The 18,149-nt window shown below is 47.9% G+C and carries 16 protein-coding genes, 3 tRNA genes, 1 other RNA gene and 1 other annotated feature; of the genes, 14 read left to right on the forward strand and 6 right to left on the reverse strand.

The features are described from left to right. The first annotated feature begins 296 nt into the window (after nucleotides 1–296). Complete coding sequence (guaB, locus tag KNO70_RS15735; protein WP_012727767.1) at nucleotides 297–1,760, forward strand: IMP dehydrogenase; 1,464 nt, start codon at nucleotides 297–299, stop codon at nucleotides 1,758–1,760. Between the two features lie 39 nt (nucleotides 1,761–1,799). Here guaB and KNO70_RS15740 read toward each other — a convergent pair whose 3' ends face one another. The 3 genes from KNO70_RS15740 to pdxR form a co-directional block, all read right to left on the reverse strand. After that, on the reverse strand, nucleotides 1,800–5,222 hold the full coding sequence (locus tag KNO70_RS15740) for an alpha-amylase family glycosyl hydrolase (RefSeq protein ID WP_214812826.1): 3,423 nt from the start codon (nucleotides 5,220–5,222) through the stop codon (nucleotides 1,800–1,802). A gap of 140 nt (nucleotides 5,223–5,362) precedes the next feature. Further along, nucleotides 5,363–5,983 (reverse strand): class A sortase, encoded by a 621-nt coding sequence (locus KNO70_RS15745; protein WP_214812827.1) that lies wholly within the window; start codon nucleotides 5,981–5,983, stop codon nucleotides 5,363–5,365. Further along, a complete protein-coding gene (gene pdxR, locus KNO70_RS15750) occupies nucleotides 5,980–7,383 on the reverse strand; it encodes a MocR-like pyridoxine biosynthesis transcription factor PdxR (RefSeq protein WP_214812828.1) in 1,404 nt (467 codons plus the stop codon). Before pdxR ends, KNO70_RS15745 begins: the two co-directional genes overlap by 4 nt. A gap of 287 nt (nucleotides 7,384–7,670) precedes the next feature. On the opposite strand from pdxR, the gene pdxS reads away from it, so the two are divergent. From pdxS to KNO70_RS15785, 7 genes are all read left to right on the forward strand, one after another. Further along, nucleotides 7,671–8,561 carry a pyridoxal 5'-phosphate synthase lyase subunit PdxS gene (gene pdxS, locus KNO70_RS15755; protein ID WP_012727762.1) on the forward strand — a complete coding sequence of 297 codons (891 nt, stop codon included), beginning with the start codon at nucleotides 7,671–7,673 and terminating at the stop codon, nucleotides 8,559–8,561. Between the two features lie 4 nt (nucleotides 8,562–8,565). Beyond that, on the forward strand, nucleotides 8,566–9,141 hold the full coding sequence (gene pdxT, locus KNO70_RS15760) for a pyridoxal 5'-phosphate synthase glutaminase subunit PdxT (protein WP_371816110.1): 576 nt from the start codon (nucleotides 8,566–8,568) through the stop codon (nucleotides 9,139–9,141). A gap of 85 nt (nucleotides 9,142–9,226) precedes the next feature. Then, nucleotides 9,227–10,474 (forward strand): D-alanyl-D-alanine carboxypeptidase family protein, encoded by a 1,248-nt coding sequence (locus KNO70_RS15765; RefSeq protein WP_214812830.1) that lies wholly within the window; start codon nucleotides 9,227–9,229, stop codon nucleotides 10,472–10,474. An 18-nt stretch (nucleotides 10,475–10,492) separates the two neighbouring features. Next, nucleotides 10,493–10,701: a binding site (T-box leader), on the forward strand. A 51-nt stretch (nucleotides 10,702–10,752) separates the two neighbouring features. Beyond that, complete coding sequence (gene serS, locus KNO70_RS15770) at nucleotides 10,753–12,036, forward strand: serine--tRNA ligase (RefSeq protein ID WP_214812831.1); 1,284 nt, start codon at nucleotides 10,753–10,755, stop codon at nucleotides 12,034–12,036. Nucleotides 12,037–12,174: 138 nt separating this feature from the next. Further along, a tRNA-Ser gene (locus KNO70_RS15775) sits at nucleotides 12,175–12,265 on the forward strand. Nucleotides 12,266–12,302: 37 nt separating this feature from the next. Continuing rightward, nucleotides 12,303–12,393, forward strand: a tRNA-Ser gene (locus tag KNO70_RS15780). A gap of 29 nt (nucleotides 12,394–12,422) precedes the next feature. Further along, nucleotides 12,423–12,512 (forward strand) — tRNA-Ser (locus tag KNO70_RS15785). Between the two features lie 121 nt (nucleotides 12,513–12,633). Here the strand turns inward: KNO70_RS15785 and KNO70_RS15790 are convergent. Together KNO70_RS15790 and KNO70_RS15795 are read right to left on the reverse strand one after the other, a co-directional pair. Beyond that, entirely contained in the window at nucleotides 12,634–13,305 is a 672-nt protein-coding gene (locus KNO70_RS15790; protein ID WP_012727758.1) for a deoxynucleoside kinase, read from the reverse strand. Next, nucleotides 13,302–13,937: a deoxynucleoside kinase gene (locus KNO70_RS15795; RefSeq protein ID WP_012727757.1), complete on the reverse strand. Its 636-nt coding sequence runs from the start codon at nucleotides 13,935–13,937 to the stop codon at nucleotides 13,302–13,304. The genes KNO70_RS15790 and KNO70_RS15795 overlap by 4 nt, the downstream gene beginning before the upstream one ends. Nucleotides 13,938–14,058: 121 nt before the next feature. Between KNO70_RS15795 and tadA the strand changes: the two genes are divergently transcribed. The 6 genes from tadA (at nucleotide 14,059) to KNO70_RS15825 (ending at nucleotide 17,826) form a co-directional block, all read left to right on the forward strand. After that, entirely contained in the window at nucleotides 14,059–14,559 is a 501-nt protein-coding gene (tadA, locus tag KNO70_RS15800; RefSeq protein WP_078145941.1) for a tRNA adenosine(34) deaminase TadA, read from the forward strand. A gap of 53 nt (nucleotides 14,560–14,612) precedes the next feature. Next, nucleotides 14,613–14,880: signal recognition particle sRNA large type (ffs, locus tag KNO70_RS15805), an RNA gene on the forward strand. A gap of 94 nt (nucleotides 14,881–14,974) precedes the next feature. Beyond that, nucleotides 14,975–16,651, forward strand: coding sequence for a DNA polymerase III subunit gamma/tau (gene dnaX, locus KNO70_RS15810; protein WP_214812832.1), 1,677 nt, complete (start codon nucleotides 14,975–14,977; stop codon nucleotides 16,649–16,651). A gap of 14 nt (nucleotides 16,652–16,665) precedes the next feature. After that, nucleotides 16,666–16,983 (forward strand): YbaB/EbfC family nucleoid-associated protein, encoded by a 318-nt coding sequence (locus KNO70_RS15815; protein ID WP_012727754.1) that lies wholly within the window; start codon nucleotides 16,666–16,668, stop codon nucleotides 16,981–16,983. A gap of 22 nt (nucleotides 16,984–17,005) precedes the next feature. After that, complete coding sequence (gene recR / locus KNO70_RS15820) at nucleotides 17,006–17,605, forward strand: recombination mediator RecR (protein WP_012727753.1); 600 nt, start codon at nucleotides 17,006–17,008, stop codon at nucleotides 17,603–17,605. Continuing rightward, nucleotides 17,602–17,826: a YaaL family protein gene (locus tag KNO70_RS15825; protein ID WP_012727752.1), complete on the forward strand. Its 225-nt coding sequence runs from the start codon at nucleotides 17,602–17,604 to the stop codon at nucleotides 17,824–17,826. Before recR ends, KNO70_RS15825 begins: the two co-directional genes overlap by 4 nt. Nucleotides 17,827–17,969: 143 nt before the next feature. On the opposite strand, the gene KNO70_RS15830 is transcribed toward KNO70_RS15825, so the two are convergent. Continuing rightward, the coding region (locus tag KNO70_RS15830; protein ID WP_214686310.1) for a hypothetical protein at nucleotides 17,970–18,149 on the reverse strand (180 nt) is incomplete at its 5' end.

An 18,149-nucleotide genomic window follows, 5' to 3' on the forward strand; every position in this document is an offset into this window, starting at 1 on the left:
AAGTAGTTGGGGGATCTCCCCCTGTGAGGATAGGACGTTGCCAGGCAACAACGCAGAGGACGACCGAGCATACGCTCGGTCGTTTTTTTACGTTCATAATGAAACCGAACTCCAGGATCTACTGATCCACACAATGAAATTCCGAACAATTTGCATATAATTTAAGTCAATGAACACAATTCTGAACTTTCTGAACATCGGGAATTGAATTGCACTTTTGCGTTATACCTGTTACCATTACAGAAATATTTCGAAACAAAGATGTAGGTAGAACGAGAAAGGGGCCATCAATTTTTATGTGGGAAAATAAGTTTGCAAAAGAAGGTTTAACATTTGATGATGTATTACTCGTACCACGGTTTTCAAATGTTTTACCACGTGACGTTGATTTAAGCACGAAGCTCTGTGAAGGACTCGAATTAAATATTCCAATCATCAGTGCCGGTATGGATACTGTCACTGAAGCCCCAATGGCGATCGCTATGGCCCGTCAAGGTGGTTTAGGTGTCATTCACAAGAACATGTCGATGGAAATGCAGGCTGAGCACGTCGATCGCGTAAAGCGCTCAGAAAATGGTGTCATCACAAACCCGTTCTATTTAACTCCAGACCGTCAAGTATATGATGCAGAATACTTGATGAGTAAATACCGTATTTCGGGCGTTCCAATCGTCAACTCAGAAGAAGAGCGTCAATTGATCGGTATTTTAACGAATCGTGATCTTCGCTTCATCAAAGACTATTCGACGGTGATCAAAGATGTCATGACGACAGAGAACCTTATCACAGCAAAAGTGGGTACATCGCTTGAAGAAGCTGAACGTATCCTTCATCAACATCGTATCGAGAAACTTCCACTTGTCGATGAGAACGGCGTATTGAAAGGTCTCATTACGACGAAAGATATCGAGAAGGTCGAACAGTTCCCGAACGCAGCAAAAGATAAGCAAGGTCGTCTTCTTGTCGCAGCTGCAGTCGGTGTGACGAAAGACGCGGCCTCACGTGCTCAAGTGTTGGTTGAAGCAGGTGTGGATGCACTGGTCATCGATACGGCACACGGTCACTCAGCTGGTGTACTTGAAAAGGTTCGTGAATTACGTGATATGTTCCCATCTCTTCCAATCATCGCAGGGAACGTGGCGACAGCAGAAGCGACACGTGCATTGATTGAAGCAGGAGCATCCGTCATTAAAGTTGGGATTGGACCAGGCTCGATCTGTACGACACGTGTCGTCGCAGGTGTCGGTGTTCCACAAATCACAGCAGTCTATGATTGCGTGATGGAAGCGAAAGAGCACGGTGTCTCAGTCATCGCTGACGGTGGAATCAAGTACTCTGGTGATATCGTCAAAGCGATTGCCGCAGGAGCCAACGCAGTCATGCTCGGAAGCTTGCTCGCAGGTGTGAAAGAGAGCCCAGGTGAGATGGAAATCTACCAAGGTCGTCAATTCAAGACATACCGTGGTATGGGATCGGAAGCATCGATGAAACGCGGAAGCCAAGACCGTTACTTCCAGGAAGCGGACAAAAAATTCGTTCCAGAAGGTATCGAAGGTCGCGTCGCGTATCGCGGTGAACTGGCTGACACGGTCTATCAATTGATCGGTGGTCTTCGTTCAGGTATGGGGTATTGCGGCGCTGCCGACATTCGTGCCCTTCGTGAAGACACACAGTTCATTCGTATGACAGGTGCTGGACTCCAAGAGAGCCACCCACACGATGTCAACATCACAAAAGAAGCACCAAACTATTCACGTTAATGAAAAGCCGCCATCCTGTTCACTCAGGATGGCGGTTCTTTATTTGCGTTTCTCGACTAAAATGACAGTTCCTCCCTGATCTTGTGCAGGAAGTGAGACGGTCACCTTCCCGTCTTTTTGAACCGTGTATGACTTGCCGCTATAGCGGTCAATCAAAACGGTCTTCGCCTTGTACGACGTCTTAAATGAAACGGTTTGCGCTTTTTCTTTCGTGTTCAATCCGACAAGAACAGACTGTTTGCCGTAGGCCCGCTCAAAGATCGAATAACCAGAAGTAGCATTCACAGCGACGGATGAACGCGTTCCTTTACTGAATACGTGAGAATAGTCTGCACGAATATTCAATAGCTTCTGGTAATGCGTATGCATCGCTTTCCCTTCTCCTTTGACACGTGACCAGTCGAAGTCATAGCGGTTCTCGTTAAATTCACCTTTGTCCATATCCCCTGCATGTTTCCCAGATTGTCCGACCTCTTCTCCGTAATAGATGACCGGTTGACCTTTGGCCGTAATCTGAAGGGCAGCAGCGATCATTTGCTTGCCTGTATCTCCACCTGCACGCGAGACGAGGAATCCATCTTCGTCATGGCTACTTAAGAATTGTCCAAGTGTTGCTTCATTCGATAATTGGTTATTCCGGTATTGGAGCGCTTTTTCTACATCTTCAACGTTGCCGTTTACGAATCGCTCGGCCTGGTATTTAAAATCGAAGTCGAGCAAGGAATCCATTTGACCACTTCTCAAATAGCCGCCTGTGTTGTTGATGCTGGCACCATAGTGTTCGCCGATGAGTTTGAAATCTGGTTTGATTGTTGTCAGCTCATTTTTGAATGACTTCCACGTCGTTGAATCCACATGTTTGACCGTATCGACACGGAAATAGTCAATCGTGTTTCCTTTTTTCGTTTTCGAACGTTTGATCCAATCGGTCTGCCATTTGACCAATTGCTCCCGCACGGCCGCTTCCTCGGTCTTGAAATCAGGAAGACCGGACAAGGACATTCTTTGGTCGTCCCCGTCAACCGGATTCTCACGAATCATGCCATCGAATACTTGGCGTTCCGCATCCGTCGGGAAATTCGTGACGTCTGAACTTGCGCCTGGTTCCATGCCATAGCCTGGATGGTTCAAGACGACATCGACCATGATTTTGATGCCGCGCTTATGCGCCTCGTCAATGAGTTTATGGAATGCGGCCATATCTCCAAGATGTTCATCAAGTTTCTCAAAGTTTTTCGCCCAGTATCCGTGATAGCCATATTGAGATCCGTCTTTCCCATAACGCAAATCCCAATCGATGTTATCCACAATCGGTGTGATCCAGATCGTATTGATGCCTAAGTCATCTAGATAATCGAGCTTTTTCGTGACGCCCGCAAAATCCCCTCCGTGGTATGATTCCGGATGGTCTTTGTCGTAGTACTCACGGTTCGGATTGTCATTGGACACGTCCCCGTTATAGAAACGGTCGGTCAGCATGAAGTAGATTCGTGCCTCATCCCAATCAAAGGCTTGTTTCTCTTTCATCGATTTCGGAACGACACGGATGGTAGTCTTCGAGCGATGGACATTTCCATATTGGTCGACGGCTGTGACAGAGAGCGTCTTGTTTCCTGGTTTGACCGTATCTTTCACCGCAATGGTTTGTGCATTCAATGCACGGTCGATGTGCAACTTAGCGGGTCCACCGAGAGGTCGTGCATCGATGTAGAGTTCACGAAGCGTCACGCCCTTCGGTAAAGTTGGTTTCACCCGTAGGACGGCATTTTCGCGGGAACTAATCGCTTTTGGACTGACTGAAGAAGTGAGTTTGACGGTCGGTTGGCGATACTCGATTTGAGAAGACTCAAAGTATGGATCCTTCACTTCAGTCGTCACCCCGTCTTTTGTGACGAGATACGTGTAATCATGAACGCCTTCAGGCAAGCGCACGGTGTGACGGAACCATTCGTTTTCAGCCTCATACGTCATCGGATAAGTTTCACCATTGATTTTGAGTGCGACCTGTTCGATTTCACTCATTTTTCCGGATTCATAGAGTGCTACATCGCGATAGAAGAAACTGATCCCGTCTGTACCGTACACCGGTCCGTTAATCGTCGGAACTTGATGGAACGTCCCTTTACCGCTTTCGACGCGGACCTTCGTGACACGGTCTTCTCCAAGCGTGACGTATCTGTCTTCTCCGTATGCGTCCTTCACAGCCCAATCCGTTCCTTTTCGGATTACAAATCCGACTTTGGTGGCGTCTTGACCGACGGGAATTCGGAAGATGGCACCGTCCTCCGTGATACGATATGGATCAACTTGGCCGTCTTTTTTGCCGGTGCTCCACGTCCACAAGTTCCAATCCGTATAATCTCCATCCGCGCGGACATATTTCATCTCGATATAACGAGTCGTTTCCCACGGATCGGCGAGCTTGGTTGCCGTTTTGAACGAAGTCGTCAAGGCAGGGAGTGACGTGTTCGAAATCGTCCCGGTCACTGCGTCCGCTGGGATTGTCGCCGTATAGGACGTATCGAGGGCGAGTGCCTCTTTCGGCTGAAGTGTCACGGTCGAACCGTTCACTGTCACGTCGACAGGGATTTTTGTTTCTCCTTGTTGTAGCGTGACTGCTTCAGTATCGAGACGGACGGGTTCGTTGAACGTCCATGTGATTGGGGCAGACACATCCACGTCGATTGAGGCTGAAGCCGGGGTCACCGAAACGACCTCAAGCTGATCAATCGTCTCCACCCCATTTAACGTGAACGGGGCACTATACACAGATTGCGTCGACGGAGTAGCAGCGACGTTCCAGCTGTTCGCCAATTGGTTCGCCACGTTACTTGGAATCGTATCGAACGCACCATGTTCTCCTGCATTATTGCCGCTCAATACAGTCAAGGCACGGACTTGGTCTCCATTGCTTAGACCGAGTAAGGAGAGCGGAATCTTTCCTTCGAATCCTTTCGTCCGGTCCACTGCAAAAGCCGCCCCGTTCAATTGGTTCAATTGTAAGAGAGGGGTATCCTGTCCAGCCTTATAGAGGGCCGCCTCTTTGACTTTTTGATCGCCATCGACACGAACGAGAATATGATATTGTGGTGCCTTGTCGACGCCTGTAAAGTCGAATGGGTATCCGAGTGGATTTTTAGAGATGCCAGAATCCTCATCGTTAATTTGAAGGGCGATGTTAATGTATTGTCCGTTGTCACCCCAATTCGGGACATTGTTCGCATCTACATAAAAATAAAGATGTTGGGTGTCGTTTTGTATGTATAAATCACCGACATCAAATCCTTGCCAACCTGTAGCCGGGGAAGTCGCAAGAGCTGGGGTTGAAGTCCAGTCTGTTTTCGATCCATCAATCGTCATCGTAGTCGGTTCGGCCAATGCGTTCATCGGGACACCGGCTTGAATGAGTAATGCTCCGGAAAGGATCAGCGTCGAAGCCTGACGAGCGGTTATTTTTTTCATGAGGCACCTCTTCCTGTCAAATATATTTGCACACTTTTATGCAAACGTTTTCAAAAACAGTTTAGCGGAACTTGAAAGCGCTAACAATATGTTTTTGCAAAAATAATAAACCGCCTCTCCTATTTTGAAAGGAGAAGCGGTCAAGAGGATGGAGCGACGAGCTTTCCTTTTACAATCAGGCGCTCTGTCGTATCGAACGTACACGTGATTAACGTGATGGTTGGGGTGGAGGTGTCATCCAATACATCGACTCGTTCAGGAGAGACGGTTTCAAGCGAAGTGACTACGTACTCGTACGTTTGCGCTTCATCCTGAAGGTAGATCGTCGCACCGACCTCGATTTCATGGAGCGGTCCGAATAGAGCGGTCGCTCGTTGTAAATAGTGGCCGGCGAGCGCGTAGTTCCCTTTGCCCATCTCTTGTTCAGGATGCATCGTTCCGGCGCCTACCGCGAGACTTTCATTGTCCAATCCTTTCATGATGGGAAGTTTCAGTGAGACATCGGGAATCGAAATCACACCGATTGTCGGCAAATCATGAAACCGATTGCGCGCTTGTAGGACGTCCGATACAGAGAGTGGGCTGACGGCTTTGAAATCATAGCTTGAATCCAATTCGCTCTCTTCTTGAAATTCCATCTGTTCTATCACGTATTCACTCGTCGAACTAGCAATGGCATTTTTCCAAATCGGGCTCGTCAAAAAGAGGACGCCGCTCCCGATGAGTAAAAGTCCGATGAACCATCGGATACGTCGATTCATGATTTTCCTCCTTTTGCAACTGCCCACGCAACCATCAACTGCTCAATCACGTCAGGTAACGTCGACTCCGGCAAATGCGCAAACCCGAACAGAAATTGCTTGTGGGAGTCTGGATGCACGATGCGATAGTCGTTCATGGATTTAATGGCGATTCCGGCGGATTCGGCGGACTGCTTCAATTCTTGCTCCGTTCGCACGGTGGCGATGGTCAACACGACGTGCAATCCGGCACTTGCTCCGGTCACGGTGACGGTCGGTTCGAATGGTCGGAAGGCAGCGAGGACACTTTCTAACTTACGACGGTATATTTTTCGCATCCGGTTCAAATGCTTCTCAAAGTCACCGCTCGACATAAATAAGGCCAACGTTTGTTGTTCGAACCGGGGAACGCTACAGGTGAAATACTGGTGTCGTTCCCGATAACGGTTTAACAAGGGTGTCGGTAAGACCATATAGCCGATGCGTAAGGATGGCATGAGAGATTTTGAAAACGTACTGATGTAGATGACCCGTTCGTTCGGGTCCATGCTCTGCAGGGACGGGATCGGCTTGCCGCTATAGCGAAACTCGCTGTCGTAATCGTCTTCGATGATATACGTCTGATGGACGAGTGCCCAATTTAACAAACGTTGTCTTCGACTGACGGACAAGACGGTCCCTGTCGGAAATTGATGAGCAGGTGTGACATATAGTGCATCGATTGCATGACGCTCGAGCTCATTCACACAAACACCACTATCGTCTACCGGAATCGGAATCGATGTGCGTCCTTGTTGCTCGAACAACAGGCGCGTGAGCGGATAGCCAGGGTCTTCGATTCCGAAGATAGACGAGTCCGGTAAGAGATTCAAGAGCTGTGGCAACAACTGTTCCGTTCCGGAGCCGACGATGATCTGTTCTGGTGAGCACTGTACGCCGCGAGAGTGATAGAGATACGTGGCAATTTCTTGACGCAATTCTAGATCTCCTTGAACAGAACCTAACGCAAGTAATTCATGATTCACGTCATCGACGACATGTTTGATATGTCGCTTCCACCGTTCAAACGGGAAGGCAGTCGTGTCGATTTGACTCGGGGAAACATCATAAGCATACGTCTTTCGTGGAGGTACCGGGGCGATGGTGCTACTCGAGCGCCGGACGTACAGCTCCTCTTGTGGTAACACATAAAATCCTTTTCGAGGAATGGATTCGATGTATCCTTCGGCGAGTAACTGGGCATATGCGAACTCGACCGTTGTCTGCGACACATCTAAAAATTGAGAGAGTTTACGCTTTGAAGGTAATTTAGTTCCTGTTTTTAATGTATCGTCGAGGATGGCATCCCGAATGTGTTTGTACAATTGTTCGTAAAGCGGGATGGACGACTCTTGATCAAGCGATAAGGTAAGCATGTCCATGGTGTGACATTCCTTTCTTTATGAACCAAAAAAGAAGTAGAGCATAAACCCAAGAATGATGATGAAAGAGACAATCCCGGGTGTACCGAATGAGGCACGATGACCCCCATCAAACGAATCACGGTTTAACATACGTATTCCTCCTTTATACTTCAACAGGTTCGGGATAGATGAAATGGAGTCCTTTATTTAAACTGACCACTTTAAATAATAAGAAACTGACACTTTTAATATAGTCAATACAACTTATACTAGCAAGTAGAACACGAACCAATGGAGGGATTTCAATGGAAAAGAGACAAGTAGGGACAGATAAAGTAAAACGTGGGATGGCAGAAATGCAAAAAGGTGGCGTCATCATGGACGTCATCAACGCCGAACAGGCGAAGATCGCTGAAGCTGCCGGTGCTGTGGCTGTCATGGCGCTCGAACGTGTACCATCAGATATCCGTAAAATGGGCGGCGTTGCCCGTATGGCTGACCCGACAATCATTGAAGATGTCATGGGGGCAGTATCTGTACCGGTTATGGCAAAATGCCGGATCGGGCACATCGCTGAAGCACGCGTTCTCGAGTCGATGGGGGTCGACTTCATTGACGAGAGCGAAGTGTTGACACCAGCCGACGAAGAGTTCCACTTGTACAAGCGCGACTACACGGCGCCGTTCGTATGTGGAGCACGCGACCTCGGTGAAGCAGCCCGCCGTATCGGTGAAGGGGCAGCGATGATTCGTACAAAAGGGGAACCAGGAACAGGGAACATCGTCGAAGCGGTTCGTCATATGCGTACAGTCCAAGCGCAAGTGAAACGTCTCTTGTCGATGAGTGTGGATGAGGTCATGACAGAGGCGCGCGACCTCGGTGCACCGTTTGAAGTATTGATGCAGATTCGTGAAGCGGGTCGTCTCCCGGTCGTAAACTTTGCGGCAGGTGGAATTGCGACACCAGCGGACGCTGCCTTGATGATGCATCTCGGGGCAGACGGAGTCTTTGTCGGATCAGGGATCTTTAAAGCAGAGAATCCAGAGAAATTTGCACGTGCCATCGTGGAAGCAACGACATACCACGATGACTATGAGCGGATCGCGCACTTGTCAAAAGGATTGGGTGAGGCGATGAAAGGACTTGACGTCCGCACGCTCAAAGAAGAAGAACTCATGGCACCACGAGGCTGGTAAGATGGTGACGATTGGCGTATTAGGGATGCAGGGCGCGATTCGGGAGCATGTTCGCATGCTTGAAGCGCTCGGTGCCCAAACCGTTGTAGTCCGCTCGCTAGAAGACTTGCAAGCGATTGACGGACTCGTGTTACCAGGGGGAGAGAGTACGGCGATGCGGCGATTACTCGACCGTTACGGTCTGCTCGAACCACTTCGAGAGATGGAAACGTTACCGATGTTCGGCACATGTGCCGGCATGATTCTTCTCGCGAACGAAGTCGAAGGGTATGACGCCCACTTGATGAAAATCCCGATGACAGTGAAACGCAATGCGTTCGGACGTCAGGTCGACAGTTTTGAAGTCGACCTTCCAGTGAAAGGAATCGATGAGCCAGTCGAAGCGGTCTTCATTCGTGCCCCACAAGTGGCGCGCGTTGAACCAGAAGTAGATGTGCTTGCTGAAGTCGAGGAAGCGATTGTGGCGGTCCGTTACAATCAGTATTTTGCTTGCTCGTTCCACCCCGAATTGACGGATGACCTCTCGTTACATCGCTATTTTATCGAGATGGTCAAAGCGAATCAGAGTCAACATGTATAAGTTTGAAGGACCTCGCAAAAAGGGGGTCCTTCAAACTTATTTTTTGTTACACTGAACAAAGAAGCGTACAGAAAGGGGAAACGATGTGAAGGCTCGTTATTTCATCATATTGCTCACAGTCGTATTCGTCATGCAGACCATCTTGCCATCGGCTGCCTCTGCGGCCGCTCCGAAAGTGGATGCAGCAAGCGCGATGCTTGTAGACGTGACGACAGGACAAGTTCTATTTGCCAAACAAGAAGATTCAATGCTTCAGCCGGCTTCGATCACGAAGCTGATGACAGCATTTTTGACGCGTGAGGCGATTGAAGCAGGAAAACTCAGTTGGACACAAGAAATCACACCGAGCGATGCTGCTTTGGCGTTGACGAGAAAGCCAGGGTTGGCACGAATCCCGCTGTTAAATAAACCATATACCGTCAAAGAGTTATACGATGCCGCGTTGATTCGTTCAGCGAATGAAGCGGCCGTAACGCTCGGGGAGGCCGTATCCGGTTCGGAAGAGGCATTCGTCAAAGAGATGAATCGTCGGGCCGATGAACTCGGGATGACCCAAACGACGTTCGCAAACGCCTCAGGACTCGATTCCGAATCTGCAGGTCTACCAGGAGACAATTTGACGTCTGCCAAGGATTTGATGAAGCTCGCGATTGCGTATTTGACGACGTATCCGGAAGTACTTGATGTGACGAAGCGGGCATACGTGGACGTCGACGGTGTTCGATTTGATGCGACGAATCGCATGCTCGCTAATCGTGACCTCGCTTATCCGGGAATGCTCGGCTTCAAGACAGGCACGACGAATGAGGCGGGATATTGTTTCATCGGCGTATCCACACGGGATGGGCGTACCGTTTTGTCGGTCGTCCTCGGTGCAACATCGGACGAGGGACGTTATGCAGCAACGAAAGCGCTACATGATTATGCTTATGCGGATTTCGTGATGACCCCAATCTTGCGGATGGGGGAGACAATCTCCAAGATGGCAACGGTCTCTCAAGGCGAGGAAGAGCAAGTCGCGGTCCGAACGACGAACGACTTTGAAGTATTAGTCGAAAAAGGAAGACCCGTACCGGAGCCCGAATATGATCTGCTTGATTTAGAGGCTCCGATTAAGGCTGACACACAGGCAGGCATGGTCACCATCGATTCTTCGGAGAACGTACGCTATTTAGAGGGAGAGGCTCCTCCTAAGATGGCACTTGTTACAGCGGAGTCGGTCGATACCGCCTCGTTCTTGACGAGAATAACGCGAGCTTTTTTGGATTTCCTCGATCAAATCCGACTCGCACTTGGAAAAATCAGTCTTGTCGAACAAGTTGAGATGTTGTAAAGTAAGATTAATTCAATGACAGATGCGATGATGAGAATAAGTACGTTACGTACGTCTACTGACAGAGAGCTAGTGGTTGGTGCAAACTAGTGAGATGACGTGACCGAATCGGCCTCGGAGCATTGACTTGGAAACAAGTCACGTTCGCACACGTTACGTGCATCGAGTGGCTCAAACATTTGGGCAACGAGGGTGGCAACGCGGATCCAAGGTGGTTCGTCCCTTTCCTACGGGAAAGGGACGAACCACCTTTTTTATATGAAAAAGGAGGAATAGCAATGTTAGACATTAAACGTTTGCGACAGGATTTTGAAGGGATTAAAGAAAAGTTAGCTCACCGGGGGGAAGACTTGAGTGCACTTGACCGCTTCCCACAACTAGAGGAGAAACGTCGCGACTTGATCAACGAAGTCGAAGTGAAGAAAGCGAAGCGCAACGAAGCGACAAAACAGATCGCTGAATTGAAGCGGAACAAAGAAGATGCCGAAGGTCCGATTTTAGAGACACGTCGCCTCGGCGATGAAATCAAACTGTTGGACGAAGATTTACGCGAAGTTGAGGCAGAACTCAACTTGATTTTACTCAGCATCCCAAATATCCCGCACGAATCAACACCAATCGGCGAAACGGAAGACGACAACGTGACGATTCGCGAAATCGGGACAAAGCCTGAGTTTGATTTCGAGCCTAAGCAACATTGGGACGTGATGGAAGACCTTCAAATCGTCGATGTCGAGCGCGCTGGAAAAGTAACGGGTAGCCGCTTCGTCTTCTATAAAGGATTAGGCGCTCGCCTAGAACGTGCCCTGATCAACTTTATGATGGACCTTCATTCAGATGAGCATGGGTACGCTGAAGTGTTACCTCCTTACATGGTCAATCGTGATTCAATGACAGGAACGGGTCAGCTTCCTAAGTTTGAAGAGGATGCATTTAAAGTAGCGGATACGAACTACTTCCTCGTTCCGACGGCTGAAGTACCGGTCACGAACATGCACCGTGAAGAAATTCTTCCGGAGACACAACTTCCAATCGCGTATACAGCATATAGCGCAAACTTCCGTTCTGAAGCTGGGTCAGCGGGACGTGACACGCGTGGGTTGATCCGTCAACACCAATTCAATAAAGTCGAGCTCGTCCGCTTCGTAAAACCGGAAGAGTCTTATGAGCAATTGGAGTTGTTGACAGGTCATGCCGAAGAAGTATTGAAACGTCTCGGTCTTCCGTATCAAGTGCTCAGCATGTGTACGGCAGATCTCGGATTCACTGCCGCGAAAAAATACGATATTGAAGTATGGATGCCGGCACAAGGGGTATATCGTGAAATCTCGTCTTGCTCAAACTTTGAAGATTTCCAAGCGCGTCGTGCGGGAATTCGTTTCCGTCGTGACGCCAATGCGAAACCTGAGTTCGTGCATACGTTGAACGGTTCAGGTCTAGCGGTCGGACGGACGGTCGCAGCGATTCTTGAAAATTATCAACAAGCGGATGGATCGGTCGTGATTCCAGAAGTTCTTCGTCCTTACATGGGTGGGAAAGAAAAGATTGAAATGCCGAATTAAACGCTTGAGCAGCCTCGATTTTGAGGCTGCTTAATTTTTTTAATGTTTTTTCACAAAAGGGTTTGACATCTGTCTCTTCAGTTGGTACTATAAATCATGTCGAGCGACACTGTTGCTCACGAATTGCATATGAGCTTTGGAGGTGTACCCAAGTGGTTTAAGGGAACGGTCTTGAAAACCGTCAGGGGTGTAACAGCCTGCGTGGGTTCGAATCCCACCACCTCCTCCATTTCTTTTTTGGAGGCTCACACAATTTTATATCTTCTGGAGGTGTACCCAAGTGGTTTAAGGGAACGGTCTTGAAAACCGTCAGGGGTGTAACAGCCTGCGTGGGTTCGAATCCCACCACCTCCTCCACTTTCTTTTTTTTACACTTTTTTAGGCCTGGAGTTGTACCCAAGTCCGGCTGAAGGGGACGGACTCGAAATCCGTTAGGAGTCGCAAGGCTCGCGTGGGTTCGAATCCCACCAACTCCGCTTTCAATCGGGCATCTGCAGAGGCAGATGCATTTTTTGTATCCACAGACATAAGCGCTGTGGATTTTTTTATGCACAAAAAAGAAGGATCACGCTGTCGTTGGCGCAATCCTTCTATTGATTATCTCACTTTTGCTTCGCGCGCAATCGTGAGTTGCTTTTCGATTTTCTCAAGAATGAGTTCAACTGAATCAGGGTCGTTGATGAGGTCGTACTCTTCAATCGAGAGACGCAATACCGGACACAGGTTGAAGTTGTTGATCCATTCTGTGTAGCGGGCGTACATTTCTTCCCAATAAGCGATTGGTGTTTGCTGCTCCATCTCGCGACCGCGCATCTGAATGCGTTCGAGTACTTGTTCGAACGAACCTTCGAGATAGATTAATAGATCCGGGTGCGGGAAGAATGGTGTCAACACCATTGCCTCGAACAAACTAGAATACGTTTCGTAGTCTGTTGGTGACATCGTCCCTTTTTCATAGTGCATCTTGGCGAAGATGCCTGTATCTTCATAGATTGAACGATCTTGGATGAAGCCGCCACCGTATTGGAAGATTTTCTTCTGTTCTTTAAAACGTTCTGCCAAGAAGTAAATTTGAAGATGGAAGCTCCAACGTTCGAAATCATGATAGAATTTATCGAGGTAAGGGTTGGTATCTACTTTTTCGAGAGACGTTCGGAAATTCAATGCATCGGCTAACGAATTGGTGATCGTTGATTTCCCGATCCCAACCATTCCACCGATTGTAATGATCGTATCGTTCGGGATGTTATATTTATCAATCAGCTTCATTTTATTTGGGCTCCTTTAGTTAATTCTAATTCACGCTCAATCGTTTTTAGGACATGAGTCAAGTCGTCCGGATTGTGTACAAAGTCGAGTTCATCCCCACTGAACGAGAGAATCTTCACTTCTGGATGGGCCGCGCGATATGATTCAACAAACGTCTCATAGTCGTGAGCAAGTTGTTCGAGGTAATCACGAGACATATTCTCTTCCACTTCACGTCCACGCAAGGCGACTCGTTTCATTAATGTCTCAATGCTGGCATGTAAGTAAATGACGACATCAGGTTTCGGCATATCATGTGTCAAAATCTTATAAATCTGCTCGTACTTGTTCAAGTGTGCCGGTTTCAGCGAACGGTGAGCAAAAATCAAGTTTTTGAAAATATGATAGTCCGAAACGACGGATTGTTGCTGACTCAAGTGGTGTTTGTGAATATCATCCAACTGCTTGAATCGATTGCACAAGAAGAACATTTCCGTTTGGAAACTCCATTCTTCGATATCTTCATAAAACTTGCCGAGAAATGGGTTCTCTTCTACAATTTCATTCAGCATCTGCATCGAGAAATGCTGACTGATGATATGGGCCAGTGATGTTTTCCCGACACCAATCGGTCCTTCTACCGTTATAAACATATGATGTCATCCTCCATTATCCAAAGTGCAAGTTCCATTCTAGCACACAATACGAGCGATATGGCGAGGGATTTGATTTTCATTTTTTTTCATAGTTTTAAATAAGAAATGAGGTGAATCGATGGAACGTGATGAACGATTTATGCAATTGGCCATCGAAGAAGCAAAGAAAGCAGAAGCCATCGGCGAGGTGCCGATTGGTTGTGTGATCGTGAAGGGAGACCAGGTGATCGCAACCGGGCACAATCGTCGTGAGACGGATCGATTGGCGGCAGCACATGCCGAGATGATTGCGATTGAAACGGCCAATGAGACACTAGAGAATTGGCGATTAGAAGACTGCGAACTATACGTTACCCTTGAACCGTGCCCGATGTGTGCGGGCGCAATCGTGTTGTCTCGCGTGAAACGTGTCATTTTCGGTGCCCACGACCCGAAAGGTGGATGTTGTGGGACGTTGATGAACTTGGTGCAGGATGAGCGGTTCAATCACCAAGCCGAAGTGACAGAAAATGTTTTAGCAGAAGAATGTGGACAGCTCCTAACAGATTTCTTCCGAGCGCTTCGAGAAAGGAAGAAACAAGAACGACTCAATCAGAGAGGTTGCAACCCAATCGATTAAACAGTATAATGTAATAGCACTCGAGGTAGTGCCTAATTTCATTTACCCATTTGCCGTGCTAGGTGGGGAGGTAGCGGTGCCCTGTCACTCGCAATCCGCTGTAGCGAGACTGAATCCCGATTCGAGGGAGTGCGCTGGTGTGGTCTGCCTTATGTAAGTGGCGTTGACGTCTGAGTCCTGCGCAACGGTCACCCATGAACCAGGTCAGGTCCGGAAGGAAGCAGCCTTAAGTGGTGACGTACCGTGTGCCGCAGGGGTGCTTGGGCTGAGCAAACTGCATGAGTAACGCATGTTGACGTGCTTTCAGAAATCGGTGCGCGGCAGATTTATTTTATAACTTCAATCTATGGCCCCCGGGCTGTAGATTTTTTTGTATGATGAGATAGAGAAGAACAGTAAGGAAGGAGGCGAACTCATGGCGTATCAAGCGTTATATCGTGTATATCGACCTCAATCGTTTCAAGAGGTCGTCGGTCAAGTCCATATCACACGTACGATTCAAAACGCTCTGTTAGAGGAGCGGATGTCACATGCGTACCTGTTTTCTGGCCCGCGTGGAACAGGGAAGACGAGTTTGGCGAAAATCATTGCCAAGGCAATCAACTGTGAAAGCGCGCCGACACGTGAACCATGTAACACCTGTCCGACGTGTATCGCCATCACGGAAGGGACAAGTCCCGACGTGTTTGAAATTGATGCCGCATCGAACAACGGAGTTGACGAAATTCGGGAGATTCGAGACAAAGTCAAATATCCGCCGTCCCAAGGGCGTTACAAAGTATACATCATTGATGAAGTGCATATGTTATCGACCGGTGCATTCAACGCGTTGTTAAAGACGCTTGAGGAACCACCGGCACATGCGATATTCATCTTGGCTACAACAGAACCACATAAAATTCCGGCCACGATCATTTCCCGCTGTCAGCGATTCGATGTCAAACGACATGAAGTGAGTCAATTGCAAACGCGGATGGCCTATATTTTGAACGACCAAGACCATGACTACGATCCGGAAGCGTTGAAACTCATCGCACGTGCTGCCGATGGCGGGATGCGAGATGCCCTTAGCTTACTTGATCAGGCGCTCGCATTCAGTGATGGGCGGTTGACGGAAGAAGCGGTGTTAGAAGTCACGGGTGCCGTGACGGATGAAACGTTGCTCGACATGGCGTATGGTCTCCAGCGAAAAGAGTTAAATGCCATTTTGAGTACGCTTGAATTGATGTTACGTGAAGGGAAGGACTTGAAACGTTTCATCGAAGATTTAGTGTTCGTTCATCGGGATGCGTTACTCTTGAAAGCATCTCCACAAGCAGCTGACTTATTGGAACGTGCTCGTCCGACTGACGAGTTTCGTCAGTTCGTCGAAGCGACTTCAACGGATGAATTGTTCCAAGTGATTGAAGAGCTCAATGATTGCCAACAGCAGATGAGGTTATCTAACCATCCGAAAGTGTTGGTAGAGTTAACATTCATCCGGATCGCGGAACAAGGCCGGACGATCAGTGAGCAAATGACACAACTACAAGATCAAGTGCGTGAACTGAGCCGTGAATTAAATGAAGTGAAGAAGAATGGTGTTGCCGTGACGAGTGGAGAAGCAGAAAAGCCGAAACCTGCTCCGAAACGGACACAGATTCGGGTGCCGAAAGAACGGATTCGCCAACTCTTACAGCGGGCCGAACGACAGCACTTGAATGCGATTCGCGACAGCTGGGGAGATATCATGACGAATATTCGGATACAAGATGGTCCGATTTTCGCTCTCTTCTATGAAAGTGAAGCTGTCCTTTGTGCAAGTGACACCTTACTGGTACAATTTAAAGATGGAATGACATGGCACTATGAGCAAGTGAGTTCAAATGGTCGTACGCGCGATGTGATTGAACAGGCGTTGTTCGAAGTGACGGGAATTCGTCGCGAAATCATGGCGGTGCTTGAGACGGATTGGAATGAACTAAAAAATGAGTTCATCCTTCAAAAACAAGCAGAGCGGACGGAACAAGTCGAAGAGCCGGAAACCGAGGATCCGCTAGTCGCACAGGCGATGGAACGTTTTGGCGATGTCGTTGAAATCGAGGAAACATAAGGGAGGCGCTCTGAATGCGTGGAATGGGAAACATGAACAACATGATGAAACAGATGCAAAAGATGCAAAAAGATATGGCGAAAGCTCAAGAGGAATTAAAAGAGTTATCGGTTGAAGGAACTGCGGGAGGCGGCATGGTGAAAGTTGTCGTCAGCGGTCATAAAGAAGTCTTAGATGTCATTATTGCGGAAGACGTTGTCGATCCGGACGATGTGGATATGTTACAAGATCTCGTCTTAGCAGCAATCAATGATGCAATGAAACAAGCGGATCAGCTTGTGAATGATAAGATGGGACGTTTCACACAAGGGATGAACCTCCCAGGCTTTTAAGTGAAGAAAGGATCGATGCGAGTTGCAATACCCTGAAGCCATTGGACGATTGATTGAGAGTTTTACGAAGTTACCTGGGATTGGACCGAAAACTGCGGTACGTTTAGCATTCCATGTATTAGATATGGAAGAAGATGATGTGTTGACGTTCGCGAAATCTCTTGTGAGTGCGAAACGTGACATAAAGTATTGTACCGTATGTGGTCACATCACGGATATTGACCCGTGTGCAATCTGCAAAGACTCACATCGGGATGAAACGGTAGTTTGTGTGGTTCAAGACTCAAGAGACGTGATTGCTATGGAGAAGATGCGGGAGTACAGAGGGAAGTATCATGTTCTTCATGGAGCCATTAGTCCAATGGAAGGGATTGGTCCAGAGGATATTAATGTTTCAAGTTTGCTGACACGTTTACAAGAGAACGAGTCGATTCAAGAAGTGATTTTAGCGACCAACCCGAACATTGAAGGGGAAGCGACTTCGATGTATTTATCGAGACTACTCAAACCGACAGGCATTCGCGTGACGCGTCTCGCCCATGGTCTACCAGTCGGTGGAGACTTGGAGTATGCGGATGAAGTGACACTATCTCGGGCGATGGAAGGTAGAAGAGAGCTATGAAATGGTTTCGTAAGTCGTTAAGAGATGATTATGATCAACGACTACTGACTGAGCTGCTAGAAGCTAAGGCTAAGTTTGAATCGAAACGTCGGATGCTTGAAGTCAGCATAGAGGACACGGGAGAGCTAGCTGCTCAAGTGAAGCAAGCGGAAGCTCTCTACTTCTTCTATTTGAAAGAAGCAAAGAAGCGAAATGTTTCGTTATCGTCTCTTCGTTCTTAAGGCGACGCCAATGGCGCGCCTTCTTTATTTTTAGTCCTATATAATGAAAGAAAAAATCGTTTCGGTTGAACGAATGAAGTTTTTATATATTTCTTTAATCTTTTTAACAAAAAGGGTTGCGTGGTTATTATTTTACTGATATATTAATAGACGTCGCCGAGATAAGCGACAGAGTAAACGAAAAATATTTTTAAAAAGTGGTTGACCTTTTCTTCTCCACTTGGTAAGATATTTAAGTCGCCAAGAGCGGCAGACGAACTTTGAAAACTGAACGATGAGGCAAAAATAAGTTTTACCATTTTTGAATGAAGCGCAAGCTTCGT

Origin of the sequence: Exiguobacterium sp. s181, assembly GCF_018617125.1 — a bacterium.
Classification (GTDB): domain Bacteria; phylum Bacillota; class Bacilli; order Exiguobacteriales; family Exiguobacteriaceae; genus Exiguobacterium; species Exiguobacterium profundum.